The 23,251-nt window shown below is 36.4% G+C and carries 27 protein-coding genes; 20 read left to right on the forward strand and 7 right to left on the reverse strand.

The window, feature by feature from the left end:
- Positions 1 to 53 precede the first annotated feature (53 nt).
- From P176_RS0103410 to P176_RS0103485, 16 genes are all read left to right on the forward strand, one after another.
- Positions 54 to 1,478 (forward strand): SDR family oxidoreductase, encoded by a 1,425-nt coding sequence (locus P176_RS0103410; protein ID WP_026753388.1) that lies wholly within the window; start codon positions 54 to 56, stop codon positions 1,476 to 1,478.
- Between the two features lie 77 nt (positions 1,479 to 1,555).
- Positions 1,556 to 1,705, forward strand: coding sequence for a DUF2256 domain-containing protein (locus P176_RS20225; RefSeq protein ID WP_081820663.1), 150 nt, complete (start codon positions 1,556 to 1,558; stop codon positions 1,703 to 1,705).
- Positions 1,675 to 2,985, forward strand: coding sequence for a DASH family cryptochrome (locus P176_RS0103420; RefSeq protein WP_026753389.1), 1,311 nt, complete (start codon positions 1,675 to 1,677; stop codon positions 2,983 to 2,985). Before P176_RS20225 ends, P176_RS0103420 begins: the two co-directional genes overlap by 31 nt.
- 74 nt (positions 2,986 to 3,059) lie before the next feature.
- A complete protein-coding gene (locus P176_RS0103425; RefSeq protein WP_026753390.1) occupies positions 3,060 to 4,592 on the forward strand; it encodes a cryptochrome/photolyase family protein in 1,533 nt (510 codons plus the stop codon).
- A complete protein-coding gene (locus P176_RS0103430; protein WP_026753391.1) occupies positions 4,582 to 6,051 on the forward strand; it encodes a cryptochrome/deoxyribodipyrimidine photo-lyase family protein in 1,470 nt (489 codons plus the stop codon). The genes P176_RS0103425 and P176_RS0103430 overlap by 11 nt, the downstream gene beginning before the upstream one ends.
- Before the next feature lie 136 nt (positions 6,052 to 6,187).
- Complete coding sequence (locus P176_RS0103435) at positions 6,188 to 6,616, forward strand: hypothetical protein (RefSeq protein WP_026753392.1); 429 nt, start codon at positions 6,188 to 6,190, stop codon at positions 6,614 to 6,616.
- On the forward strand, positions 6,613 to 6,888 hold the full coding sequence (locus P176_RS0103440; protein ID WP_026753393.1) for a TIGR03643 family protein: 276 nt from the start codon (positions 6,613 to 6,615) through the stop codon (positions 6,886 to 6,888). The genes P176_RS0103435 and P176_RS0103440 overlap by 4 nt, the downstream gene beginning before the upstream one ends.
- A 54-nt stretch (positions 6,889 to 6,942) precedes the next feature.
- On the forward strand, positions 6,943 to 7,641 hold the full coding sequence (gene folE, locus P176_RS0103445) for a GTP cyclohydrolase I FolE (RefSeq protein WP_026753394.1): 699 nt from the start codon (positions 6,943 to 6,945) through the stop codon (positions 7,639 to 7,641).
- A 4-nt stretch (positions 7,642 to 7,645) separates the two neighbouring features.
- Positions 7,646 to 7,873, forward strand: coding sequence for a hypothetical protein (locus tag P176_RS0103450; RefSeq protein ID WP_026753395.1), 228 nt, complete (start codon positions 7,646 to 7,648; stop codon positions 7,871 to 7,873).
- 78 nt (positions 7,874 to 7,951) lie between these two features.
- Positions 7,952 to 8,884, forward strand: a complete 933-nt coding sequence (locus P176_RS18895) for a mechanosensitive ion channel family protein (RefSeq protein ID WP_037348696.1) — start codon at positions 7,952 to 7,954, stop codon at positions 8,882 to 8,884.
- On the forward strand, positions 8,884 to 9,567 hold the full coding sequence (locus P176_RS0103460) for an SDR family NAD(P)-dependent oxidoreductase (RefSeq protein ID WP_026753396.1): 684 nt from the start codon (positions 8,884 to 8,886) through the stop codon (positions 9,565 to 9,567). The genes P176_RS18895 and P176_RS0103460 overlap by 1 nt, the downstream gene beginning before the upstream one ends.
- A gap of 50 nt (positions 9,568 to 9,617) precedes the next feature.
- Positions 9,618 to 10,157: a glutathione peroxidase gene (locus P176_RS0103465; RefSeq protein WP_026753397.1), complete on the forward strand. Its 540-nt coding sequence runs from the start codon at positions 9,618 to 9,620 to the stop codon at positions 10,155 to 10,157.
- A 6-nt stretch (positions 10,158 to 10,163) separates the two neighbouring features.
- Positions 10,164 to 10,337 carry a Lacal_2735 family protein gene (locus P176_RS20335; RefSeq protein WP_037348699.1) on the forward strand — a complete coding sequence of 58 codons (174 nt, stop codon included), beginning with the start codon at positions 10,164 to 10,166 and terminating at the stop codon, positions 10,335 to 10,337.
- 3 nt (positions 10,338 to 10,340) lie between these two features.
- Entirely contained in the window at positions 10,341 to 10,802 is a 462-nt protein-coding gene (locus P176_RS0103475) for a TspO/MBR family protein (protein WP_026753398.1), read from the forward strand.
- A 25-nt stretch (positions 10,803 to 10,827) separates the two neighbouring features.
- A complete protein-coding gene (locus tag P176_RS0103480) occupies positions 10,828 to 11,310 on the forward strand; it encodes an SRPBCC family protein (RefSeq protein WP_026753399.1) in 483 nt (160 codons plus the stop codon).
- A 71-nt stretch (positions 11,311 to 11,381) separates the two neighbouring features.
- The gene (locus P176_RS0103485) at positions 11,382 to 12,686 is read left to right on the forward strand and encodes a deoxyribodipyrimidine photo-lyase (RefSeq protein WP_026753400.1); all 1,305 of its coding nucleotides are present in this window, start codon (positions 11,382 to 11,384) and stop codon (positions 12,684 to 12,686) included.
- Between the two features lie 67 nt (positions 12,687 to 12,753).
- Here the strand turns inward: P176_RS0103485 and P176_RS0103490 are convergent, their stop codons facing one another.
- Genes P176_RS0103490 through P176_RS0103500 form a run of 3 tightly spaced genes read right to left on the reverse strand, consistent with a single transcriptional unit; the run spans position 12,754 to position 15,967 of the window.
- Positions 12,754 to 13,779, reverse strand: coding sequence for a UDP-glucose--hexose-1-phosphate uridylyltransferase (locus P176_RS0103490; RefSeq protein WP_026753401.1), 1,026 nt, complete (start codon positions 13,777 to 13,779; stop codon positions 12,754 to 12,756).
- Between the two features lie 11 nt (positions 13,780 to 13,790).
- Positions 13,791 to 14,939 carry a galactokinase gene (gene galK / locus P176_RS0103495; protein WP_026753402.1) on the reverse strand — a complete coding sequence of 383 codons (1,149 nt, stop codon included), beginning with the start codon at positions 14,937 to 14,939 and terminating at the stop codon, positions 13,791 to 13,793.
- Between the two features lie 29 nt (positions 14,940 to 14,968).
- Positions 14,969 to 15,967 carry a GntR family transcriptional regulator gene (locus P176_RS0103500; RefSeq protein WP_026753403.1) on the reverse strand — a complete coding sequence of 333 codons (999 nt, stop codon included), beginning with the start codon at positions 15,965 to 15,967 and terminating at the stop codon, positions 14,969 to 14,971.
- Between the two features lie 293 nt (positions 15,968 to 16,260).
- On the opposite strand from P176_RS0103500, the gene P176_RS0103505 reads away from it, so the two are divergent.
- The 4 genes from P176_RS0103505 (at position 16,261) to P176_RS0103520 (ending at position 19,910) form a co-directional block, all read left to right on the forward strand.
- Positions 16,261 to 16,929 carry a BON domain-containing protein gene (locus P176_RS0103505; protein ID WP_026753404.1) on the forward strand — a complete coding sequence of 223 codons (669 nt, stop codon included), beginning with the start codon at positions 16,261 to 16,263 and terminating at the stop codon, positions 16,927 to 16,929.
- A 24-nt stretch (positions 16,930 to 16,953) separates the two neighbouring features.
- Positions 16,954 to 17,205: a hypothetical protein gene (locus P176_RS0103510; RefSeq protein ID WP_026753405.1), complete on the forward strand. Its 252-nt coding sequence runs from the start codon at positions 16,954 to 16,956 to the stop codon at positions 17,203 to 17,205.
- Positions 17,206 to 17,241: 36 nt separating this feature from the next.
- Positions 17,242 to 17,820 carry a hypothetical protein gene (locus tag P176_RS20650; protein ID WP_231481171.1) on the forward strand — a complete coding sequence of 193 codons (579 nt, stop codon included), beginning with the start codon at positions 17,242 to 17,244 and terminating at the stop codon, positions 17,818 to 17,820.
- A gap of 302 nt (positions 17,821 to 18,122) precedes the next feature.
- A complete protein-coding gene (locus P176_RS0103520; RefSeq protein ID WP_231481173.1) occupies positions 18,123 to 19,910 on the forward strand; it encodes an APC family permease in 1,788 nt (595 codons plus the stop codon).
- Between the two features lie 36 nt (positions 19,911 to 19,946).
- Here the strand turns inward: P176_RS0103520 and P176_RS0103525 are convergent, their stop codons facing one another.
- From P176_RS0103525 to P176_RS0103540, 4 genes are all read right to left on the reverse strand, one after another.
- Entirely contained in the window at positions 19,947 to 20,651 is a 705-nt protein-coding gene (locus tag P176_RS0103525) for a VIT family protein (RefSeq protein ID WP_026753408.1), read from the reverse strand.
- A 79-nt stretch (positions 20,652 to 20,730) separates the two neighbouring features.
- On the reverse strand, positions 20,731 to 21,444 hold the full coding sequence (locus P176_RS0103530) for a ZIP family metal transporter (RefSeq protein ID WP_026753409.1): 714 nt from the start codon (positions 21,442 to 21,444) through the stop codon (positions 20,731 to 20,733).
- A gap of 88 nt (positions 21,445 to 21,532) precedes the next feature.
- On the reverse strand, positions 21,533 to 22,432 hold the full coding sequence (locus tag P176_RS0103535) for a bestrophin family ion channel (RefSeq protein WP_026753410.1): 900 nt from the start codon (positions 22,430 to 22,432) through the stop codon (positions 21,533 to 21,535).
- Between the two features lie 51 nt (positions 22,433 to 22,483).
- The gene (locus tag P176_RS0103540; protein WP_051605384.1) at positions 22,484 to 23,194 is read right to left on the reverse strand and encodes a rubrerythrin family protein; all 711 of its coding nucleotides are present in this window, start codon (positions 23,192 to 23,194) and stop codon (positions 22,484 to 22,486) included.
- Positions 23,195 to 23,251: the final 57 nt, after the last annotated feature.

The raw sequence follows: 23,251 nt of genomic DNA on the forward strand, positions 1-23,251 counted from the left end.
TTCATTTTAGAGAAAGTAGGCTTAACTTCCTTCAAGGAAATCGAAACACATAGATGAAAATACTCGTTACAGGTGCAACAGGATATATTGGTAAACGGTTAATTCCGTTGCTCATCAATGATGATCATCAAGTGGTTTGCGCTATAAGAGATAAACTTCGTGCAGATAAAGCCTATAAAGAAGAAGAGCATATAGAGATTATTGAAGCCGATTTCTTAAAACCAGAGACGCTTTCCAGTATCCCTGAAGACATCGACATTGCTTACTATCTTATTCATTCTATGTCTAATTCTTCAAAAGATTTTGAATCTCTTGAAGAACAGTGTGCAAAACATTTCAAAACCTATTTAGAGAAGACAAATGTTAAACAAGTCATTTATCTCAGTGGTATCACGAATGAAAAAAAACTATCCAAGCACTTAAGAAGTCGCAAAAATGTTGAAAAAATTCTAAAATCCCCACATTATGGTTTAACCATATTTAAAGCTGGAATTATTGTGGGCTCAGGGAGTTCGTCTTTTGAGATCATTAGAGACTTGGTAGAAAAACTACCGATAATGATTGCTCCCAAGTGGCTAGACACAAAGACTCAACCTTTATCGGTACGTGATGTCTTGTTCTTTTTGAGTAGAGGCGCTGGAGATGAACGCTTATATAATACATCTTTTGATGTTTTTGGGCCCGAAATTTTGACCTATAAGCAAATGTTGCTTCAATTTGCAGAAGTAAGAGAACTCAAACGTTACATTTTGACGGTGCCAGTAATGACGCCTAAACTCTCCTCCTATTGGCTCTACTTTGTGACATCAACGTCTTACAAGCTCGCCTCTTCTTTGGTAGATAGTATGGGCGTACAAATTATAGGTAAACCGAGTGATATCAATACCATGCTAGATGTTGAGCCACTATCTTATAAAACCGCAGTAAAACTGGCATTTGAAAAAATTGAGCAGAATAGCATTGTGTCCAGCTGGAAGGATTCTATGGTAAGTAGCGGCCGATTGAGTAACAGCTTTCACAAATATGTCAATGTGCCCAAATACGGCTGTTTTAAAGACTATAAAGAACGTGAGGTCAAGGACACCGATAAAACTTTAGATAAATTATGGCGAATTGGTGGTTCTACAGGCTGGTATTACGGTACCATACTTTGGAAGATTAGAGGTTATATGGACAAACTGGTTGGCGGTATTGGTTTAAGACGCGGTAGAACGCACGTGTCTCAACTGGATGCTGGAGATGCACTAGATTTTTGGCGCGTGATATTTGCAGATAAAACACAGAAAAAATTATTGCTTTATGCCGAAATGCGCCTTCCTGGCGAAGCTTGGTTAGAATTTAAAATTGAAGATGGACTCTTTAAACAAACTGCCACGTTTAGACCGAGAGGACTTGCCGGAAGATTATATTGGTATGCCGTATTTCCGTTTCATGGTTTTATTTTCAACGGGATGATCAATAAGCTAGTAGACGTTTAAGCATGTATTTTGAATGCCTATAAAAGCATCCAAACATCTCAACCCGAAAACCCATCTACAGGTTTCAACAACCAGTTATGAAACATACCAAAAAACAACATTTACCACAAAAAACATGTCCCGTTTGTGGTTTGCCATTTACTTGGCGTAAAAAATGGGAAAAGAATTGGGACCATGTAAAATATTGTAGCGAAAAATGCAGGAGACAGAAAACCGCATCGGATTAGTTTGGTTTAGAAACGACCTAAGAGTTCAAGATAATACTGTTTTAAAAAGTGCTATTGAGAATCACAAAAAAGTGATCGCCATATATTGTTTTGACCCTCGACATTATGAAGTAGGCCCTTTCGGATTTAAAAAAACAGAAAAATACCGGGCTCAATTTCTCATTGAAACAGTAACAAATTTAAAAGCAAACCTCTCCAACTATAATATTGAGCTATTTATTTATCACGAGCATCCAGAGGTAAGTATCCCCAAACTTGTACACCAATTCAACATAGAAGCGGTTTACTTTCAAGAAGAATGGACCAAAGAGGAAAAGGATGTTGAAATCCGTTTAAAAGACGCTTTATCTTCACATATTAAGTTGCAATCCCATTACGATCAATTTCTATTTCACCCTGATGATATCAATATGCCTATTGAAAACATTCCTCAGGTATTTACAAATTTCAGAAAGAAAGTAGAAAAGTACAGTGAGGTAAGACCTTGCGTTTCAATAGATAGTAAACCTGAACCAATAGAACTTGAAAATAAGAGCAAGATTCCCTCTTTAAGCGATTTGGGTTTAGAACAATTTGAGCAACATACACATACCGCTGTACCTTTCTCTGGTGGAGAACATGCTGCCTTAAGTCGGTTAGAAGATTACACTTTTAAAAGCAAAAAACTTGGGGTTTATAAAAAGACAAGAAACGGTTTAATTGGTAAAGATTTCAGTTCCAAATTCTCCATATGGTTAGCCAACGGAAGTATTTCTTCAAGAACCATTTACTGGACTATAAAAAAATTTGAAGACCAACACTTTAGCAATCAATCTACCTATTGGCTCATTTTTGAATTGATTTGGAGAGATTATTTTAAGTTCATCTCACTTAAGCATGGCGACGCTATCTTCAAAATTGATGGCATTCTCAACAAAAACTACGATTGGAAAACCAATAAGAAACAAATTCAACAATGGATCAATGGCGAGACCCGATCAGATTTTGTTAATGCAAACATGATTGAGATAAAGAAAACCGGATTTATGAGTAATCGTGGACGGCAAAATGTGGCCTCCTTTTTTGCTAAAGAATTGTTATTAGATTGGCGTATTGGGGCTGCTTATTTTGAAGCTATGCTCATTGATTATGATGTACACAGTAACTACGGAAATTGGATGTATGTTTCTGGCGTTGGCAATGACCCGAGAGATCGTAAATTCAATGTTGATTCTCAAGCAGATCGTTATGACGAGAATGGAAAATATCGTAGAATCTGGCTTCAAGAGAGCTTATTTTAATATAAGTAAACGTCTTGCAGAAGAATCCTAACTTTCAATAAAAGGATACACTCAAAAAAATTAAAAACGACCTCATGAAAACACTCAGACTCATTTTAGGAGATCAACTTAACATTAAGCATTCTTGGTTTAAAACTGTTGACAAGAATGTCACCTATTGTATGTTTGAAATGCGTCAGGAAACAGATTATGTCAAGCATCACATTCAAAAGGTCATTGGTTTTTTTGTTGCCATGCGCCAATTTTCCGAAGATTTAAAAAGTGAAGGTCACAACATCATTTATTATAACATCAATGACGAGAGCAATACACAAGATCTCACCAAAAATCTAAAAACACTTATTGAGGACCATAAGATTAAACGTTTTGAATACCTATTCCCAGAAGAGTTTCGTTTAGACAAACAGTTGCGCGATTTCTGTAAAACTATAGATATTGAAACCCAGAACATTTCCGCAGAACATTTTTATACAGAGCGCGATGATCTGGCCAAATTCTATGAAGGTAAAAAACAATGGGTGATGGAGAAATTTTATCGAGACATGCGTGAAAAACATGACATCCTTATGAATGCTGGACAGCCCGAAGGTGGAAAATGGAATTATGATAAAAGCAACCGTAATAAATGGAAAGGTGAACCAGAAATTCCCACTTACAAATACTTTAAAAACGATGTTGCCGATGTGATTGAGGATATCAATACTGCGGAGATAAAGACTATGGGAAGTCTCAACACCAAAACATTCCCCTACCCTATTACACGTGCCCAAGCTTTAGACCAACTTAAATTTTTCTGCGAGCACCTCTTGATCCATTTTGGTGATTATCAAGATGCTTTACATACCGATGAAGAGTTTCTATTTCACTCTAGAATTTCATTCGCCATGAATCTAAAATTGGTAGGTCCCAAAGATGTTGTAACCACGGTTTTAAATTATTACAGACAGCATAGTGACGCTATAGATATCTCTCAAGTAGAAGGCTTTATTAGACAAATTATAGGCTGGAGAGAATATATGCGCGGCATGTATTGGGCTTTTATGCCAGACTACAAGACCGAAAACCAGCTTAAAAACAACAATGCTCTAGCCGATTTCTTCTGGACTGGAGACACGAAAATGAATTGCCTAAAGCACGCCATCACTAATTCTTTGGAAAATGGATACGCACACCACATTCAGCGTTTAATGATTACGGGTAATTATGCACTTCTTACAATGACTGACCCTGACGAGGTTGATGCCTGGTATCTTGGCATATATGTTGATGCCATTGAGTGGGTACAATTAACTAATACGAGAGGCATGAGTCAGTTTGCTGATGGTGGTAAAATTGCTACAAAACCTTACGTATCCTCAGGATCGTACATCAATAAAATGAGTAATTACTGCCAAGATTGTCATTATAAAAAAACCAAAAAAGTGGGAGACGATGCTTGTCCGTTCAATAGTTTGTATTGGAATTTTCTAGATGAAAAAAGAGACATGCTTGGAAATAACTTTAGAATGGGCATGATGTACAGTTTACTGGACAAAATGGATCCCAAAGATTTAAGAGCGATGAAAAAAAGAGCGCAACACATCATAGAACATCAAGATGAATACTGATAAAGAGCACATTACTATTGTATGGCTAAAACGTGATCTTCGTTTAGAAGACAACGAGGCTATTGTTAATGCGCTAAAATCAAAAAGACGTACGCTACTTGTGTATACATTTGAAACCATGCTTCTTGAAGACGAGCACTACAGTCAAAGACATTGGAATTTTATCAAAGAATCTCTTACTGACTTAAACTCTAGGCTGAAACCTTACAACTCCAAACTATTGACGGTTGAAGCAGATATTATCAATGTGATCAACCAGCTCTTAACCAAATTTCATATTACCGATATCTACAGTCATCAAGAAACAGGAATTCTTGTAACCTACAACCGAGATAAAGCCTTTAAGCGTTTTTGTAAAAACAATCTCATCACTTGGCATGAAAACATTAATAATGGGGTGCAACGTGGGCTAAAAGATCGAGAAGAATGGATGCAAAAATGCAATGCTTTTTTTGAGATTGAACCTTTAGCATTTAAACCAAAAGAACATCAATTAGTATCCATTTTAGAAATTGAGGCCCTCCACTTTTTATTCGTAATTCCATCTTTGGAAACTCCGGAAGACGCGCCCTTTCAAAAAGGAGGCAGAACCATGGGGTTAAAATACCTCAACTCTTTTTTAGAAAGTAGGTATGTCAATTACATGTCCCACATTTCAAAACCAGAACAAGCCCGAACAGGCTGTAGTAGAATTTCACCTTATATCGCATGGGGAAATTTATCGATAAGAGAAGTCTATCATAAAGCGTATCATTTAAAGCAAACCGCAAAAAACAAACAAGCTTTGGATGCGTTTATGTCGCGACTTCGTTGGCAGTCACATTTCGTACAGAAATTTGAAATGGAACATACCATGGAAAAAGAGAGTGTTAATAAAGGGTTTCAAAAGTTAAAAAAAGACATCTCAGAAGACTATCAAATCGCATGGAAAACTGGACAAACAGGATTTCCTTTAGTAGATGCTTGTATGCGCTGCCTTAATGAAACGGGATACCTTAATTTTAGAATGCGGGCATTGGTTGTATCGTTTTTTACGCATAACCTTTGGCAACCTTGGCAAGATGCATCTCGACACTTATCTCGAATGTTTTTAGATTTTGAACCCGGTATTCATTTTCCGCAATTGCAAATGCAGGCCGGTGAAACAGGGACTAACATGTTACGCATTTACAATCCCGTAAAAAATAGCTTAGAACACGATCCTGATGCGCAGTTTATTAAAAAATGGGTGCCAGAGTTAAAAGATTTAGAAACGCCATTTGCTCATGAGCCCTACTTAATAACCGAGATGGAACAACAACTTTACAATTTTAGATTGGGCGAAAATTATCCGCAACCTATTGTTGATATAGAACTTACACGAAAAAAAGCAAGTGATACGCTTTGGAACCTTAGAAAAAATAAAAAAGTAAGAGAGGAAAGCGCTAGAATTCTAAAAAAACACACGCTTAAGAAATAAATATAATCTCTAATATTCTTATTTTCAAATATTTAAAACCGAATATCAAGGCTGTTTTGAATAGTGTTAATTTTGTCTAACAAATTTTAATAAACATTAAACATTTCGTAAATTTGATATAAAGTAAAAAGAAACCGTGATTTTAGATTCCACACATCCTAATAAAGAGCACAAGCAAATAATTGAAGATTTGGTTGGTAAGCCATTTTCATTTTTGCAATCTTTTAAGAGAAAAGGTGTTGGGTCGAAACGCATGATTGTTGAGAACGTAAGCCCAAATATGCAGCAATATCTCAATGTTGTAGATGATTTAAACTATGCAAATATTGAGATGCGTTCACATGGCATTCTCATTTACATCAATAAAGGGCTTAAAAATTACACGTGGATTATTCCCTATTACCAATTGGTCATTTATAAAACCAATGGAACAAGCATACATGCGCAAGGCAAATTTATACACTTTAAGAATAATAGAACCTTCAAAGAAAACAAACCGTTCTTTGAAAAACTGTTAGATGAGAAGGTAAAACACGACCAACAGTATAAGTTCCAAAATGTATGATAGAATTAACCACGAGACAAACCGACCGAATTATAGAAATGGCTTGGGAAGACAGAACCACTTTTGAAGCTATAGAATTTCAGTTTAACCTCAATGAACAGGAGGTTATAGAATTAATGAGGCGCGAAATGAAGCCTAGCAGTTTTAGAATGTGGCGTAAACGGGTTCAAGGTCGAAAAACCAAACACGAAAAACTACGCAGCTTTGAAAAAGGGCGTTTTAAATGCACAAGACAAAAACAAATTACACATAACTCAATTTCAAAACGCTAACGTGCTTTGCCATAAGAGTTGAGTACTTAAGGACAGCACACTAAAAAGACAATTATGAAAACTGAAATTTTAAAAAACACGAGCAAGAACGGTCAAAAATTAAATGGTTTTTCCGCAGAAGATATCGGCGATGACCACATATCCACTGGTTTAGAAACTCCAATGAAACCAGATGCTTTTAAAATGACCGATTCAGATAAAAAAGAGCGTATTGCCATTCTTTTTGAAGAAATTATGGACGTAATGGGTTTAGATTTAACTGATGATTCTTTAAAAGGAACCCCTCAACGTGTTGCAAAAATGTACATAGATGAGATTTTTTCTGGTCTCAACCCAGAAAATAAGCCAAAAGTGGCATTATTTGAAAATAAATACCAATATAATCAGATGTTGGTAGAAAAAAATATTACATTCTATTCCAATTGTGAACACCATTTTGTTCCCATCATAGGAAAAGCACATGTGGCTTATATTTCCTCTGGAAAAGTGATTGGTCTTTCAAAGCTTAATAGGATTGTACAATATTTTGCAAAACGTCCTCAAGTACAAGAGCGTTTGACCAATCAAATCGCGAATGAGTTAAAAGCCATTCTAGAAACAGAGGATGTTGCCGTGATCATTGACGCTAAACACCTTTGTGTCTCATCAAGAGGTATAAAAGACGATACGTCTACAACAGTAACAGCATATTATGGAGGACAATTTAATACAAACTCTAAAATAACTGAATTACAGAATTATATAAACCAATAAAGTCATGGATAAAATCATAGACCAAGCTTTAAAGTTTGAAGAACAAAAAATGAAATCACTATCCACAAGTGATCGTGTAAAAATATCTCGAGAGGCCAAGAGGTTAATTCTCGCGCTTAATAAAATCTATAAAGAGAAAAAAGACGAAAAAATCATGGATTTGATGAAACGTCTTACTAAAATTAAGCAAAAAGTAGAGAAAAGACTAAAAGGAAAACCGCTAAGAGCGTAGGTTTCCACAAAAATATTATCTAAATCAGTCAAGAAATAGATTCAGCGTTTTTAACTTTAGAATTCTAAAATTCAGAATATGAAATATCTAAAACGCTTTATCACGCCACTACTCATATTTATTGTGGCTATTTTCTTGAGAGAAATTGTTACGTTCTTTTCTTCTGAAACGGTACAACTTGTTTTTATTATAAAAAAAATAAGTTCTATCCTAGCTATTGTAGGCTTTACTTGGCTATTGATCATTTCTTTAAAATCTGCTAAACGGCGCTATCTTTTAAATTATGATCTCAACAGAGAAGATAACTTAAAGGCAAGAAAACTCTATACCCAATTTAATGTGCTTGAGCGCATTGTCACCTTTGTGATTATCATATTAGCAATTGGCGTATCATTAATGCTCTTTGACGGAGTTAGAAAATTTGGAGTAAGCCTCTTTGCATCAGCAGGTATTGCAGGTATCATCGTCGGTTTGGCCGCTCAAAAAGTACTAGGAACGATCTTGGCCGGTTTACAAATTGCCATTTCACAACCCATAAGATTGGATGATGTCTTGGTTGTTGAAGGAGAATGGGGATGGGTTGAAGAAATTACCCTAACCTTTGTTGTTGTTCGTATTTGGGACAAACGCAGACTCGTGCTCCCTACGACTTATTTTATTGAAAAGCCTTTTCAAAACTGGACGCGAAGCACTTCGGAAATTTTAGGAACTGTGTTTATTTACACAGATTACAACCTTCCGTTTGACGCGCTAAGGCAAGAATTAACTCGCATTTTAGAAGGCCATTACCTTTGGGACAAAAAAGTGAATGTCTTGCAAGTAACAGACTCAAAGGAAAATTATGTGGAAATCAGAGCTTTGATGAGTGCTGAAAATTCTCCAAAAGCTTGGGATCTAAGAGTTGATGTTAGAGAACAGCTCATCACCTTTATCCAAAAAAATTATCCAGATAGTTTCCCAAAAACAAGAATCAAATTACAAGATCACATAAACACTAAAACACCAGAATAATGAAAACATATATCGTCATAGGAGGAAGTAAAGGCATAGGCAACGCTATTGTTCATACCCTATTAGAAAACAACAAAGTGATTAATCTTAGCCGTTCTCAACCCGATATTGAACATGATAATCTTACGCACCACAACTGTGACGTTCTAAATGAAGAATTGCCAGATATTGATGCTGCTGATGGTTTGGTCTATTGCCCAGGAAGTATCAACCTAAAACCAATTGGGCGTTTTAGTTTAGATGAGTTTCGTGAAGATTATGAGATCAATGTTATTGGTGCCGTTAAGGCCATCCAAAAATACCTCAAGACACTTAAAAATGGCCAAGACCCTTCTATTGTTTTGTTTAGTACTGTTGCCGCAAAATTAGGTATGCCTTTTCATGCGAGTATTGCTGCAGCCAAATCTGGAGTTGAAGGTCTGGTAAAATCTCTTGGTGCTGAAATGGCAACTACTTTGAGAATTAATGCCATTGCCCCTACAGTAACAGATACCGATTTGGCTTCTAAGCTACTTCGTAATGATAAAATGATTGAAAATATTAAGGATCGTCATCCTATGAAGAACTATTTAAAACCTGCCGATATCGCTGGTATGGCGGAGTTCTTGTTATCTGAGAAAGCACAGTCAATCTCTGGTCAAGTGTTTGAAATGGACTACGGCATCGTAAGTTTCAAGATTTAGAATCTATGTTGAGATTTCTTTAATATATTATTTACCCAAGAAGCTATACCATGAATCCCATCAAATTATTCTTTCAAACGCTTCACAGCAATTCAAAATCAGGAAAAAAAATGGAAGTCGATACCTTATATGATATTAAAATCAACAAGCTTAATGGAGAGGCATTAGACTTGAGGCAATTTAAAGGAAAATCGCTATTGTTTGTAAACGTTGCTTCTAAGTGCGGTTTTACATCGCAGTACACCAAATTACAAGAACTACAAGATGCTTATAAAGAAGAACTCGTAGTTATTGGTGTTCCTTGTAATCAATTTGGAAATCAAGAACCAGGAAAAGCTGATGATATTGCCTCTTTTTGCAAAGTAAATTATGGGGTCACTTTTCCAATTACAGAAAAAATAGACGTAAAAGGTAGTGACCAACACCCGCTCTACCAATGGCTGACTCAAAAAATAAATAATGGTGAGAAAGACACTTCTGTAAAATGGAATTTTCAAAAGTACTTAATTGATGCTGAAGGGCATTTTGTAGACTATTATCTATCGGCCACCTCGCCAACAAGTTCAAAATTAATCAAGCACTTAAAATAAGTTTCTATGTTCGGATTATTCAAGAAAAAATCAGAAGTTGAAAAGCTTCAAGATCAATATGAAAAATTGATGAAAGAATGGCACGCTTTGTCAAAAACCAATCGCTCAGAAAGCGATAAGAAATATGCCGAAGCACAAGCTTTACAAGATCGAATTGCCGCTATCCAAAAAAAACAGTAACACGTGAAATTTGCAAAAGCGCTCATTTTATTTTTACTGTTAAACTTCGGGGCCTTGGGCATTGGCGTTTGGCTTATGGGAGATGGCGCTTTATCTGAATGGTATTTAAATCTTCAAAAAGCACCTTGGACGCCAGCTGGATTGGTATTTGGCGCAGCTTGGACGTTTATAATGTGCTGTTTTTCCGTTTACATGAGCTTTTTGATTTTAAAGCGAAGCACCAAAAAAGTTATGGTGCTTTTTGTTGTTCAATGGATTCTAAACATCTGTTGGAATTTAGTCTTTTTTAATCAACACCTCATTGATGTAGGTTTGGGCGTCATTGGCCTTTTAACCCTAATTGTCGCGGCTCTCTTTGTTACTTATCTTAATGATCTCAAAATGAAATCCATCTTAATACTGCCTTATCTTATTTGGCTTTGTATAGCAACATCCCTCAACTTATATATCTTTATTTACAACTAAGAGCGTCCTCTATCAATAAAACCCTATGAAAATATACACCTTACATAAAACGCAGAAATTACCCATTTCTATGGAAACAGCTTGGGATTTTTTGTCAGATCCCAAAAATTTAAAAAACATTACTCCAGATTATATGGGTTTCGAAATTTTATCTGGAGCAGATCGGCCAATGTATGAAGGTCAACTTATTCAATATATTGTAACGCCTATTCTCGGTATTAAAACCAAATGGGTTACAGAAATCACACATGCAAAACACCTCCACTATTTTGTCGACGAACAACGTTTTGGCCCTTATGCGCTTTGGCATCATAAACATTTTATAAAAGAAATTGAAGGTGGTGTCGAAATGGAAGATATCGTCGACTATAAAGTACCATTAGGAATTTTAGGCCAGTTGGTACACCCATTTCTGGTCAAACCAAAATTGGAAGAAATCTTTACCTACCGAACCAAAAAACTAGAAGAATTATTTGGTGTTTATACTCAAAAACAATCAAAATCGTAACTTTATAGTCAATTACATAGAAAACGCTCACCAGCGTTAATTTTTTTTGATTTCAAATTTTCTTTTACCTCATGAAACAGCCACTCAGTATATTTTGGTTTAGACGCGATTTAAGACTTGACGACAATGTTGGCTTTTACAATGCCTTAAAGGCTGACCGTCCCGTATTACCAATATTTATTTTCGATTCTGAAATATTAGATAAACTGCCAAAAACCGATGCACGTTTGTCTTTTATTTATGATACGTTGCAGAACATGAGAAAGCAACTTCAAGAGGATTATGGTAGTAGCATAGCCATGTATCATGGTAAACCCCTAGACGTTTTTAAACAATTAACTAAAGATTACGACGTCAGTTCGGTCTATACAAATCACGATTATGAGCCTTATGCAACAACTCGTGATCAAGCTTTAGGTGATTTTTTAGAAGAAAATGACATTGCGTTTCACACCTTTAAAGATCAAGTGATTTTTGAGAAAGACGAGGTGGTCAAAAAAGATGGTGACCCCTATTTGGTGTATACACCATACATGAAAATATGGAAAGAGCACTTTAAAGACTATGACCTCACCATTTATTATACCAATGATTATTTAAAAAATCTAGTTCAAAACTCTAGACTTCCCAATTTGAGTTTATCTGATATTGGCTTTGAAAGATCACAACAGCAAGTTGAAGATTATGAAGTGACGCCCACACTTATTCAGGAATATGAAGATAAAAGAAATTATCCCGCAAAAGATGCGACGTCAAAATTAGGTCCTCATCTTAGATTTGGTACCGTGAGCATTCGTAAAATGATGAAAAAAGCCATTGCCGAGAAGAATGAAATTTTCTGGCAAGAACTCATCTGGAGAGAATTTTTTATGCAAATTCTTTGGCATTTCCCAGAGACGCCCAAAGATGCTTTTAAAGCCAAATATGATAGAATTGAATGGCGCAATAACGAAGACGAATTTAAACTTTGGTGCGAAGGCAAGACGGGCTATCCTTTAGTAGACGCAGCGATGCGCCAGCTAAACGAAACTGGTTTTATGCACAATCGTGTACGCATGCTAGTTGGCAGTTTCTTATGCAAACACTTACTGATAGATTGGCGTTGGGGCGAAGCTTATTTTGCTGAAAAGTTACACGATTACGAAATGTCTAGCAACGTGGGCAATTGGCAATGGGTAGCCGGTTCTGGCGTAGATGCAACTCCATATTTTAGAATATTCAATCCTACCACCCAAATTGACAAATTTGATAAAGACCGAAAGTTCATCAAAACATACGTTCCCGAGTTTGAAACCGATGCATATCCCGAAAAAATGGTCGACCATAAAGAAGCTCGTGAACGTTGCCTAAAAGTCTACAAAGAAGCGGTAAGCTAAATTTGAACAAAAAGTCATTAAATCAAACTGAATAACGAGTGGTCTCTTTTCAGTGTAAAACAACAAGCTATAAAACCACCAAATCCCGAAGTCTTTCTGCAGCTTGCTCTGCTGTAATATCCCTTTGTGGAGAACCAAACATTTCATAACCGACCATAAATTTTTTAACGGTTGCGCTTCGCAATAATGGCGGATAAAAACTCATATGCCAATGCCAATGTTCATTTAAAGCAGTATTGGTTGGTGCTTGATGGATTCCACTAGAATATGGAAATGAGGTTTGAAACAACAAATCATAAGACTTCGTTATTTTTGAAATAGCATCGGCAAAAGACAAACGTTCTTTACTTGTAAGCTTAGAAATATCGGGTTGTTTTTGTTTTGGTATAATCATGGTCTCAAATGGCCAAACTGCCCAAAAAGGGGTGAGCACCACAAAAGATTCATTTTCATAAATCACTCGTTCTTTAGCTTCCAATTCTTGAGCCAAATAATCTCCTAACAAACTGGAGTGTGCCTTATCAAAGTACACTTTTTGTTGATGGTCTTTTTTTTCGACCTCATTGGGCAAGGTAGATTGACTCCAAATTTGACCGTGTGGATGCGGATTGCTACAGCCCATTACAGCACCCTTGTTCTCAAAAATCTGAACGTAATTAATCACCTTATCTTTGCTCAAAGACACGTACTCATTCTGCCAAACGGCAACAACCTTTTCGATGTCTGCTATCTCCATATCCGCCAAACTTTTAGAATGGTCTGGACTAAAACAGATCACCTTACAAATGCCTTGTTCACTTTCTGCCTTAAACAATCCTTTAGCTACCGAAAATTCTGGAGAATCAGATTGTAGTGCTGCGAAATCATTGGTAAACACGAACACATCCTTATACTCTGGATTCTTCTCTCCGTTAATCCTAGTATTTCCAGCACATAAATAACAATTAGGATCATGAGTTGGTCGATTTTCATTAGAGACCTTTTCATTTTGCCCCTGCCATGGCCTTTTGGCTCTATGTGGTGAAACCAATACCCATTCTCCAGTAAGAATATTAAGTCGCTTGTGTGAATAATCCTGTAAGTTTGAATCCATAATTCGTGATGTTATTTTGTTAAGTGCGTTCCTTTTGAAAGTTTGACACTATAAATTGAACATTCCCAGCCAAATTGCTGTACGTATTGCTCAGATATTTGCTTTTTAAAGTCTTCTACTGCAGTTGATAAAATCAAGTTTATGGTACAACCACCAAAACCACCGCCCATCATGCGAGCGCCAAGAATATGAGGATTAGATACGGTAATATCTACCAAAAAATCCAGCTCTTTACAACTGATTTTAAATTTGTCGCGCATACCCTCGTGAGATTGATATAATAGCGTTCCTAAGGTCTGTAAATCTTCATCTAAAATGGCTTTTGAAAATGCCAAGACCCGTTCATTTTCTTCTACAATGTACAGGGCTTTATCATAATCTTCCGTAGAAAGATCTTTACGTATACCTCGTAGCGCAGTTTTAGTAACATCTCTTAAAAATGGAACGTTTAATTGAGCAGACACCTGTTCACAAACCACTCTCCTATCATTATAGGCACTTTCAACCAAGTCATGTTTGACGTTGGAGTTAACGAGTAACAATTCGTAATCCTTAAAATCAATTTGAAAGGTCTTAGATGCTATAGAGCGACAGTCTAATAATAGCGCACTATCTTCAACGCCAAACATACTGGCATATTGATCCATAATCCCGCATTTTACGCCCGCAAAGTGATGCTCTGCTTTTTGCGAAATGGTGATCATCTGCCTTTTAGACAACCCTAAACCAAAAAGTATATTTAAACCAAAAACAAAGCTATTTTCTAAAGCAGCCGAAGAAGACAATCCTGCACCTGCCGGAATATCTCCAGCAAATACACTATTAAAAGGTTTTACTTTGAGTCCTAAATTGTGAATCTCAGCAACAACCCCTAATATATAATTTCTCCACCCCCCGTTGGCAACGGGAACAATCGCTGTTGTATCAAATGCATAGTGTTCCTTTTTATCTAAAGCCAAAACTTGGCAGGTGTGGGCATCACTCTTTTGAATTGCCAGCATAATTCCTTTATCAATGGCGGCAGGAAACACAAACCCTTCATTATAGTCGGTATGCTCCCCAATGAGATTAATTCTTCCTGGTGAAAACACCAACAGCGGGTCTGTATGATACTTCTCAGTAAAGCTTTCACTCACTTTATCTAATAAACCTTGATTCATTTTTGATATTATAATTAATTTTAAAATGGTCAGATTGATGCTCTAACAATCACATTACTTGGGTTTTCAATTTGTTGATATTCCTTATTGATGATCATTTCTGCCAAACGACCACCCATATGATTAAAGTTGGTAGAAATGGTTGTGATCCCTCCTTCTACGATTTCCTTAAGCATGGTCTCGTTATAAGACACAATCCCAATATTTTTGGCCAAAACCAAGTGTTGTTCTTTCATTTTCTTAATGATCCTAATCAAACTACGATCATCCAAAAGCACATAAACCTCACCGTCAACCGGTGTTCTGTCTTTTATGGAATTCACGACTTCATAACTTAAATTATGAGTTTTACAAAAGGCCTTAAATCCCGAAAGAATACCTTTTGGCTGAACATCTTCGGAATACACCAAAACCATCTTTTTGTAAGCGTTTATGTAATTTAAAAGCTCTGAAAGCCCTTTTACGATATCCCTCTCAAAATTTTGATAAATCGAAGCATATGTACTCAACTCCGGATAGGTTTGGTCTAGGACATAAACGCTATCCTTAGGTAATTTATCAATAACAAGGTGCGCCTTCTCAATATTTGCGGGCATGATAACGTAGTGACTGTATCGCCCCATACTTCCATAAATTAGCTTGCTAAAAATAGCTTCGTCAAAATGATGAAAGAAAATATCCACCTGAATATCATTTCCTAAATTCTCAATGAAGGAATTATACAAATCTTCTTTAAAGGAATTGAACTCATCAAACAACAAGAACACACTTTGTTTAATCGTGATGCTTTCACTGGCTAAGTAATAGCCTTTTCCAACAACAGATTGTACGATACCTCGAGTTTTCAATTCATTGTAAGCCATTAACACCGTGTCTCTAGAGAGTGCATACCGCATCTTGATACTATTAAGTGACGGTAGTTTATCTCCTTTTTTCAACTCTCCATTGGTGACAGCTGCTTCAATAGAAGCCACAATTTGCTTGTATTTTGGCTGACTTGATTTTTCCTGAAGCACAATGATTCCCATAAAACAAAGATAATTTAAAACCGGTAGGTACTAGTCGTTTTTATGAAGAAAATTTAAAATAGTAGGCTTTCATTAATTACCCCATATCATTAAGTCGTTAAAGCTTGGGTTTTTCTAAATTACAGTTATACATCGCTTTACATCTTCTATAATAACATAAACACGCTAAAAATATGCTGTTATCTGCATAACTGTAACATATGTAATCTTAATCTGTAGTTATATAACTTATTAGAGAAATAAGGTGTCACCTTTGTATGTCAATAGAAATTACTATTGAAAAAAGACATATAATGAAAACTAATGTAGAATTACAGACAGACGTGCAAAACGCCATCAAATGGGAACCGTTATTGCAAGCTGCTGAAATAGGAGTAACAACAAAAGATGGAGTGGTTTCCTTAAGCGGGGAAGTAGATAGTTATGCTAAAAAAATAGAAGCCGAAAACGCAGCAAAAAGCGTGATTGGCGTTAAAGGTTTGATTGAAAAAATCAAAGTCAAGTTTTCCAATTCATGGAAAAAAACAGATACACAAATCACGGATGACGTCTTAAAGGCCCTCGATGCAAGCTATTCTGTACCAAAAGATAAATTAAAGATTAAGGTAGAAAATGGCTGGATTACATTATCTGGAGAGCTGCCTTGGAACTATCAACGGGAAAATGCCGAGTATGCTATTAACTTTCTTGAGGGAGTCAAGGGTGTGACCAACGATATTAGCATCCGATCTGTATCGCAAGATGCCATTGAGCAAAAAGATGTTGAAAAAGCCCTAAGAAGAAGTGCCTTAGAAGACTCTGATATTAAGGTAAGAGTTTCTGGTACCACTATCACCCTTTTTGGAACGGTGAATTCATGGTATCAAAAAGAAGAAGCAGAACGTATTGCTTGGAAAACAAACGGCATTTGGCACGTAAAAAACGAATTAACCATAGACTATTATTACGAGTTGGTTGAATGATATAAACGAAACAACACTACCATAATGCGCACTTCAAAAACATCTCATCAAACAGAGACACGTCGTGGTTCTGTTTATAAAAATCTGAAGGGATTTAAGAGCAAAAAGAAAGCGGTCATCCATTTATATGCTGCGGAAAAGAGCAATCTCGAAGCTAGAGAACATTATGAAGCAGGAAACCATCTAAAAGCTGCAAAAAGTACGACTACCGCTCAGAACCATTTCAATCTTGCCATTAAAGCCCAAAAGGCCGATTTAAAAAAGCATAATAACTAGGATTAGTTTGCTCTAGAATCATTTAAAAGCACTAAAATGAAATCAAAAAAAGACATCAGCAACACCATCTTTTTAACCACCTTGAAAATTCAAGAAGAATATCCTGAACTCACTAAATACTTAGATGAAATCCCTGAACATGCCTTATTCCAAGCCAATGGAGACATCAGCAACAAAGGTTTGGTTGATTATCTAGAGTCCTTAAAAGATCTATTAAAAACCTACGCCAAAGTACATGACGCCAATCTACCTCATCAAAATTCTATGAAACAAAAAGACATGAGCACCCAAGACTCCAAAAAAGAAACAGAAGACATCTTGAAAATTAAGTTCCCAGGATATCCAACATACCCTGAAAGTGAAGACATTTACAATCAAGACAAGGAAGAGACCGATATGGATCCCGAAGATCTTTCAAAAATAAAATCGCCTAACGAGACCAGTGGAACAAAAAATGAAAAAGGTTTTGAGGACGATGTGTCTGGGAGCGACTTAGATGTACCTGGTTCAGAATTAGATGATCAACAAGAACGCATAGGCAGTGAAGACGAAGAAAACAATTACTATAGCTTAGGAGGTGATGAAAACCGTAAACTAGATGAAGATAACGGATGATCAAATGGTTCCAACTGTAAATAGGCGTTTAAAAGAATAAAAATCAACTCACAGAAAAACAGATCTCTTGAAACTCTAACTAATTTTTTGCCTCAAGTGAGATCGAAAAGAAGCGTTTCGGGATAAAAAAAAAGGTATTCAAAATTAAACCAGTCCCTAAAAAAGCGTACCTTAGATAGAGAAAAGTACTACTTAAAGAGCAGCAAAACAAAATAACGTGTTGCTGCTCTTTTTTATTTAAAAGCAGATTGTTTCAACCTTAAAAATCAATGCTATAACCCCATTTAATATTCAAAATAGATTTGGAAACAACAGAAGCTCCTCATGTCATTAAGGACCATAAAAAACTTTCGGTTTTAGCCTCAACTGCCATTTGCGGAAACGATATTAGCTCCTCCGTTTTATATGTATCGGCTTTGGCCATAGCATTTGCCGGACAATACGCTTGGATTACCTTACTCATTGTCTCTCTAGTCCTTTTTCTTTTTAGAAAAATATACGGTGAAGTTGTGGGGGCCTTACCGCTTAATGGCGGTGCCTATAATGGTTTATTAAACACCACAAGTAAATCTGTTGCCTCATTTGCGGCTACCCTCACGTTATTATCCTACATGGCCACTGCTGTTATTTCTGCAAATGAGGCTGTTCATTATTTACACCATCTGCTTCCTGTGTTCCCTGTTATCATTGCCACGATTGTTTTGCTCGTTCTGTTTAGCGCACTGACTATTGGAGGTGTTTCAGAATCAGCAAAAGTAGCTATTGCCATTTTTATATTTCATTTGGCTTCTTTTGTCGTGCTCAGTGGCTTTATTCTATATTTTCTATTCAATAACGGTATCGGTTTACTCGTTGAGAATTGGCACGTCCCAACAAAAGACGGCAGTGTTATTAAAGCCATATTTTTGGGGTTTGCTGTATCCATGCTAGGCGTCTCAGGGTTTGAAAGTTCTGCCAACTTTGTTGAAGAACAGCAAAAAGGCGTGTTCCCAAAAACCTTGAGAAATATGTGGATTGTAGTGAGCATTATTAACCCGCTAACTGCTGTTTTTGCACTTGCATTATTTGCATTACCAGTATTACAAACCGATGCCTATCAAAATACACTTTTAATTGAAATGGCATCTTATGTAGGAGGTAATTGGCTAGCTATTTTAATTGGTATTGACGCGTTTTTAGTATTGAGCGGTGCTGTACTCACCAGTTTTGTGGGTGTTGCAGGACTATTGGAGCGCATGGCTTTAGACCGTATTTTACCCCAATTTTTTTTAAAGAAAAACAGTAAAGGAAGTTCGTATAGAATTATTCTTATTTTTTTATGCTTAACCATATCTGTTCTACTTATCACCAAAGGCGATGTTCAAGTTTTAGCAGGCGTCTATACCATCTCCTTTCTATCGGTTATGGCTCTTTTCGGGATTGGCAACATTCTGCTCAAAGTGAAACGAAACCGATTGCCTAGACCAGAAAAAGCGAGTTGGTTTGCAATCATTTTTGCAATTCTAGCTGTTTTGATTGCTCTAGCGGGCAATATAATGATAGAACCAAAAGAAGGCATGCCCAGTAATTTAGCGGTCTTCCTAGAGTACTTTATTTCTGCATTGATTTTTATATTAATCATGCTCAACAGAACGTTATTATTAAAAGTTCTGCTGAAAGTGATACACTCTGTTTTTGATCCTTTTAGAAGTTTAGTATTAAAAACAGACAAGAAAATATTATCTGTAATCAATAATATTAACTCTCAGGAGTTTATCTATTTTACTGAAAATGATACCGTAGAAACCATCAATAAAGTACTCTTGTACATTCAAAAAAATGAACACACCAAAAAATTAAAAATTGTTACCGCAACCAAGAACGGAACGGCTATAACCGATCAATTTAGAAACGACATCAATGTGGTAGATCGAGAATACCCGCTTATAAAGATTGAATTTATAGAGCTCGATGAAAATTTTGGCCCAGACCTTATCACAAAGCTCTCTAAAGAATGGCGCATACCAATCAACTTTATGTTTATTGGTTCTCCTGGAGACCATTTTCCTTATAAAATTGAAGATCTTGGAGGGGTTCGGTTAATTATTTGATCAGGTTTTTACAATGATCTCCTTTTTCTATTCCAACTATAAATTAACTCCAAAAACATAACCTACTAAAGCAGTTAATCCCATGGCTACCGTGCCCCAAAATGTGATTCTCAATACGGCTTTGCCAATACTAGAACCTCCTGTTTTAGCCGCCAATGCTCCTAAAATAATAAGAAAAAACAAGGCAAAACCATAGAGAGCGTACTCCATACCATTTAGAGGCAGAAAGAGTGTTACCAAAAAAGGAAGCAAACCACCCACGGTAAACGAAGCCCCAGAGGCAACTGCCGCCTGTATCGGTTTTGCTTGACTAATATCATTTATTCCCAATTCGTCCCTCACATGGGCCGCCAGAACATCGTGTTCAGTTAATTCTTGAGCCACGATTAGGGCTGTTTCTTTTTTTAAACCTCTTTGCTCATAAATTTCTGCCAAACGCTGCAATTCTATATCAGGCATTTCCTTTAGTTCTATTTTCTCACGTTCAATATCTGCTTTTTCTACATCGGTTTGTGAACTCACAGACACATACTCTCCTGCAGCCATAGATAATGCACCCGCTACTAATCCTGCCAAGGTAGCCAAGATTACGGGCTCTCTTAATGTACGTGCAGCAGAAACTCCAATCGCAATACTAGCAGTTGATAAAATACCATCATTGGCGCCCAGTACTGCTGCTCTTAACCAATTACTTTTATGGATGTAATGATTGTCTAAATAATCATTTGAAATGTCGTTCATTTTTAAAGGTTTTGGTGTTATATGAAGTTACTTTATTTATAGGTATGGTAATTTACTATTTAAGCTGAAATTTTAGCCATCAACCTAAGAGCTCTAGACCAACCATTCCCACCAAAAAACCGATACAAGCTCCAAGTGCTGGAATCCAGTTCTTACTTATTTTTGACAACGGGGCGATGTCCTGAAAAATCAAATAAATAATACCTCCAGAGGAAAAAAGCATAAGTGCCCCAACCGTTCTTGGCATCCCTGATAGAAAATAGTATCCTGCAAGCGCCGATCCTAGTCCGGAAAAGCTTAAAACGAATAAAATTATCAAACATTTTTTTGCCGAATAATGTGCACTCAATTCTAAATAGGCGTTAAACGCCTCAGGGAAATTTTGAATAGCGATTATTATTGCCAGTAGCATGCCCAACTGAGGATTTTGGGAAAACACAGCGCCCATGGCGATGGCCTCGGGTACGAAATCGGAGAGCATTCCTAATAACTGTGACATGGCACCACCTTTTCGTTGCATATAGCGATCTATAAAAAAGAACGTGATCGCACCTATTAAAAAAAATAGGGCCATTGGCACTATTGACAAGGCGATCATTCCCTCAGGAATTAAGACCAAAGCGACTGCCGCCATTAAAATCCCTCCTCCAAAGGCCGTTGAACTATGGATGATCTCTGCTTTAATTAATCCTGATGTCACATGTGATCCAAAATAATGCGAAAGCAATCCTCCAAAAAAGACAGTTGATCCAGAGAGCAAAGCGAATACCACAATTAGTTCTAATTCTGTCATACCAAAAGCCAGTTGATTAAATCTCGATTAGTCTGTTTTTAATGTTTCCGAAGCTGTACATTTTAGCAACTTTGTTATGCGGGTGTCTTCACCATTTTCTTTTGACCTCTTGACAATTTGCAATGATGTTTTGACAAATTTTTTCAATAGGCACAGAAGTCTTATTTTCCTCTAAAGGATCTCCATATAAGTTTGCCAGTTTATTAATCGTCAAAAAAAGTGTACTTACAATTGCAAAAAGAGGTATTGCCAATAACTCTAAATAACTTTCTTCTCCTCCAATATCAATATCGCCAATGATAAAAGGAATCATAAGAACATAAATAGTAACGGTAACTCTAGTAAAGGCGCTATAGATTTTCAAAAAAGGCGTATTATTAATGCGTTCTGCTTTACCTTGAATATTATAAAATTGATTAATGTGCTGCATCAAATCACTTTTTTCAAAATTGGCCTTATCACTAAAAATCTGTTCAATTTTTAAAGATAAGGCCATCAAAATCTCATTGCTAACCTTATTGTTTAGGTCTATATTATAGATCTCGAAAAGCAATTTTGCCTCTTCAGTATAACTAGGATGTGGTTTTTCGTGAATCTCATTCTTCAATTGGTTAATAAAACAACAGGTTAAATCCATTAGTTCAGAAGCAACAACCGATTTAGAGTTATCTGCATCTGCAACTAGATTAGAAGGTGTTTGAATATACGTGTATATTTTTGCACTGAAGCTCCTGGTCGTATTGGTCAATTCACCAAAAATTTTTCGTGCTTCCCACCACCTATCATAGGCCGAATTCATTCTAAATCCTAAAAAGAACGCTACGGCCAATCCAAATACGGAACCAATTTGTGCGGAAAGTTTTAAAATATGATCCCCGAAGTACTCCTCTAAAAATACGACCATAGTTGCATAAGCAGCGCATAAAACGAAGTATGGTAATACGATTATGAGAAGCTCCCTGAACCCTTGTTTCTCTGTTCTTATCATAAAGAGATTGTATTTTGAATCACACTTCCATGAACTTTATTAATATTCAAATTACAAACCCGTTACTTTAATAAAGAGTTTAGAGTCTGTCATAGAAATTTCGCAACGTGCTGGCGCAGTAGTTGCATAGGTATTGCCACAAGTAGGACACAGATAATAAATTTTTGCTAGCGTATTATCTGTTCCTGCTTCTAATTCTGCTAAAGCTTCGATATAAAAATCACGATGTTTTTGTTCTACCTTATAGGCATAGGTTAAACTAATTTGAGCCATGTAATTTCCTGCGGCGTTAGCATCTTTTATAAAGTTGGGATACATGGTATTGAACTCATAACTCTCTCCTTTAATACTTTCCTTTAAGTTTTCTAGGGTGGAATTGACAGTAAACTCAGGTGCAATTTCAGGTATAGCTTCTCCCATCCTAAGCAAGACGACTTTGTGGTTATTAGCATGAATCAGCTCAGCTCCAGACGCTGCTTTAAATAGTAATGCTATTTCTGGGTGTCCTTCTTCATCCGCTTTTTTACTGTAAGCAGCATATTTAAAATGTGCAGTGGTCTCTCCTTTGTAAGCATCATGCATGTTTTTAATGGTCAACTTTTGCGGATCTTGATTTTCGGAAGTTTCCGAAGTTGCCCCCTCCATTTCCGTTTGACTTGATGCATTAATGTCAGTTTTCTTTTCTGAATTCTCATTACAGGATTGAAATAGCGTCCCCAATGAGGCTACGCCTAAAACAAATGCTAATAGTGATTTTTTCATTTTATGTATTTTAAAATTATTTAGGAATTCATGTTTAAGATTCCCGATTTCTCTTAT

The sequence above is a fragment of the Sediminibacter sp. Hel_I_10 genome (assembly GCF_000688335.1).
GTDB lineage: Bacteria > Bacteroidota > Bacteroidia > Flavobacteriales > Flavobacteriaceae > Psychroserpens.

Bases quoted from the DNA above. Each gene is read 5' to 3' on its own strand.
- P176_RS0103460 (WP_026753396.1), top strand. From the start codon at position 8,884: ATGAAAACATATATCGTCATAGGAGGAAGTAAAGGCATAGGCAACGCT.
- P176_RS0103440 (WP_026753393.1), top strand. From the start codon at position 6,613: ATGATAGAATTAACCACGAGACAAACCGACCGAATTATAGAAATGGCT.
- P176_RS0103480 (WP_026753399.1), top strand. From the start codon at position 10,828: ATGAAAATATACACCTTACATAAAACGCAGAAATTACCCATTTCTATG.
- P176_RS0103505 (WP_026753404.1), top strand. From the start codon at position 16,261: ATGAAAACTAATGTAGAATTACAGACAGACGTGCAAAACGCCATCAAA.
- P176_RS0103500 (WP_026753403.1), bottom strand. From the start codon at position 15,967: ATGGGAATCATTGTGCTTCAGGAAAAATCAAGTCAGCCAAAATACAAG.
- P176_RS20225 (WP_081820663.1), top strand. From the start codon at position 1,556: ATGAAACATACCAAAAAACAACATTTACCACAAAAAACATGTCCCGTT.
- P176_RS0103535 (WP_026753410.1), bottom strand. From the start codon at position 22,432: ATGATAAGAACAGAGAAACAAGGGTTCAGGGAGCTTCTCATAATCGTA.
- P176_RS0103490 (WP_026753401.1), bottom strand. From the start codon at position 13,779: ATGGATTCAAACTTACAGGATTATTCACACAAGCGACTTAATATTCTT.
- P176_RS0103410 (WP_026753388.1), top strand. From the start codon at position 54: ATGAAAATACTCGTTACAGGTGCAACAGGATATATTGGTAAACGGTTA.
- P176_RS20335 (WP_037348699.1), top strand. From the start codon at position 10,164: ATGTTCGGATTATTCAAGAAAAAATCAGAAGTTGAAAAGCTTCAAGAT.
- P176_RS0103430 (WP_026753391.1), top strand. From the start codon at position 4,582: ATGAATACTGATAAAGAGCACATTACTATTGTATGGCTAAAACGTGAT.
- P176_RS0103425 (WP_026753390.1), top strand. From the start codon at position 3,060: ATGAAAACACTCAGACTCATTTTAGGAGATCAACTTAACATTAAGCAT.
- P176_RS0103450 (WP_026753395.1), top strand. From the start codon at position 7,646: ATGGATAAAATCATAGACCAAGCTTTAAAGTTTGAAGAACAAAAAATG.
- folE (WP_026753394.1), top strand. From the start codon at position 6,943: ATGAAAACTGAAATTTTAAAAAACACGAGCAAGAACGGTCAAAAATTA.
- P176_RS18895 (WP_037348696.1), top strand. From the start codon at position 7,952: ATGAAATATCTAAAACGCTTTATCACGCCACTACTCATATTTATTGTG.
- P176_RS20650 (WP_231481171.1), top strand. From the start codon at position 17,242: ATGAAATCAAAAAAAGACATCAGCAACACCATCTTTTTAACCACCTTG.
- P176_RS0103540 (WP_051605384.1), bottom strand. From the start codon at position 23,194: ATGAAAAAATCACTATTAGCATTTGTTTTAGGCGTAGCCTCATTGGGG.
- P176_RS0103420 (WP_026753389.1), top strand. From the start codon at position 1,675: ATGCAGGAGACAGAAAACCGCATCGGATTAGTTTGGTTTAGAAACGAC.
- P176_RS0103510 (WP_026753405.1), top strand. From the start codon at position 16,954: ATGCGCACTTCAAAAACATCTCATCAAACAGAGACACGTCGTGGTTCT.
- P176_RS0103525 (WP_026753408.1), bottom strand. From the start codon at position 20,651: ATGAACGACATTTCAAATGATTATTTAGACAATCATTACATCCATAAA.
- galK (WP_026753402.1), bottom strand. From the start codon at position 14,939: ATGAATCAAGGTTTATTAGATAAAGTGAGTGAAAGCTTTACTGAGAAG.
- P176_RS0103465 (WP_026753397.1), top strand. From the start codon at position 9,618: ATGAATCCCATCAAATTATTCTTTCAAACGCTTCACAGCAATTCAAAA.
- P176_RS0103485 (WP_026753400.1), top strand. From the start codon at position 11,382: ATGAAACAGCCACTCAGTATATTTTGGTTTAGACGCGATTTAAGACTT.
- P176_RS0103530 (WP_026753409.1), bottom strand. From the start codon at position 21,444: ATGACAGAATTAGAACTAATTGTGGTATTCGCTTTGCTCTCTGGATCA.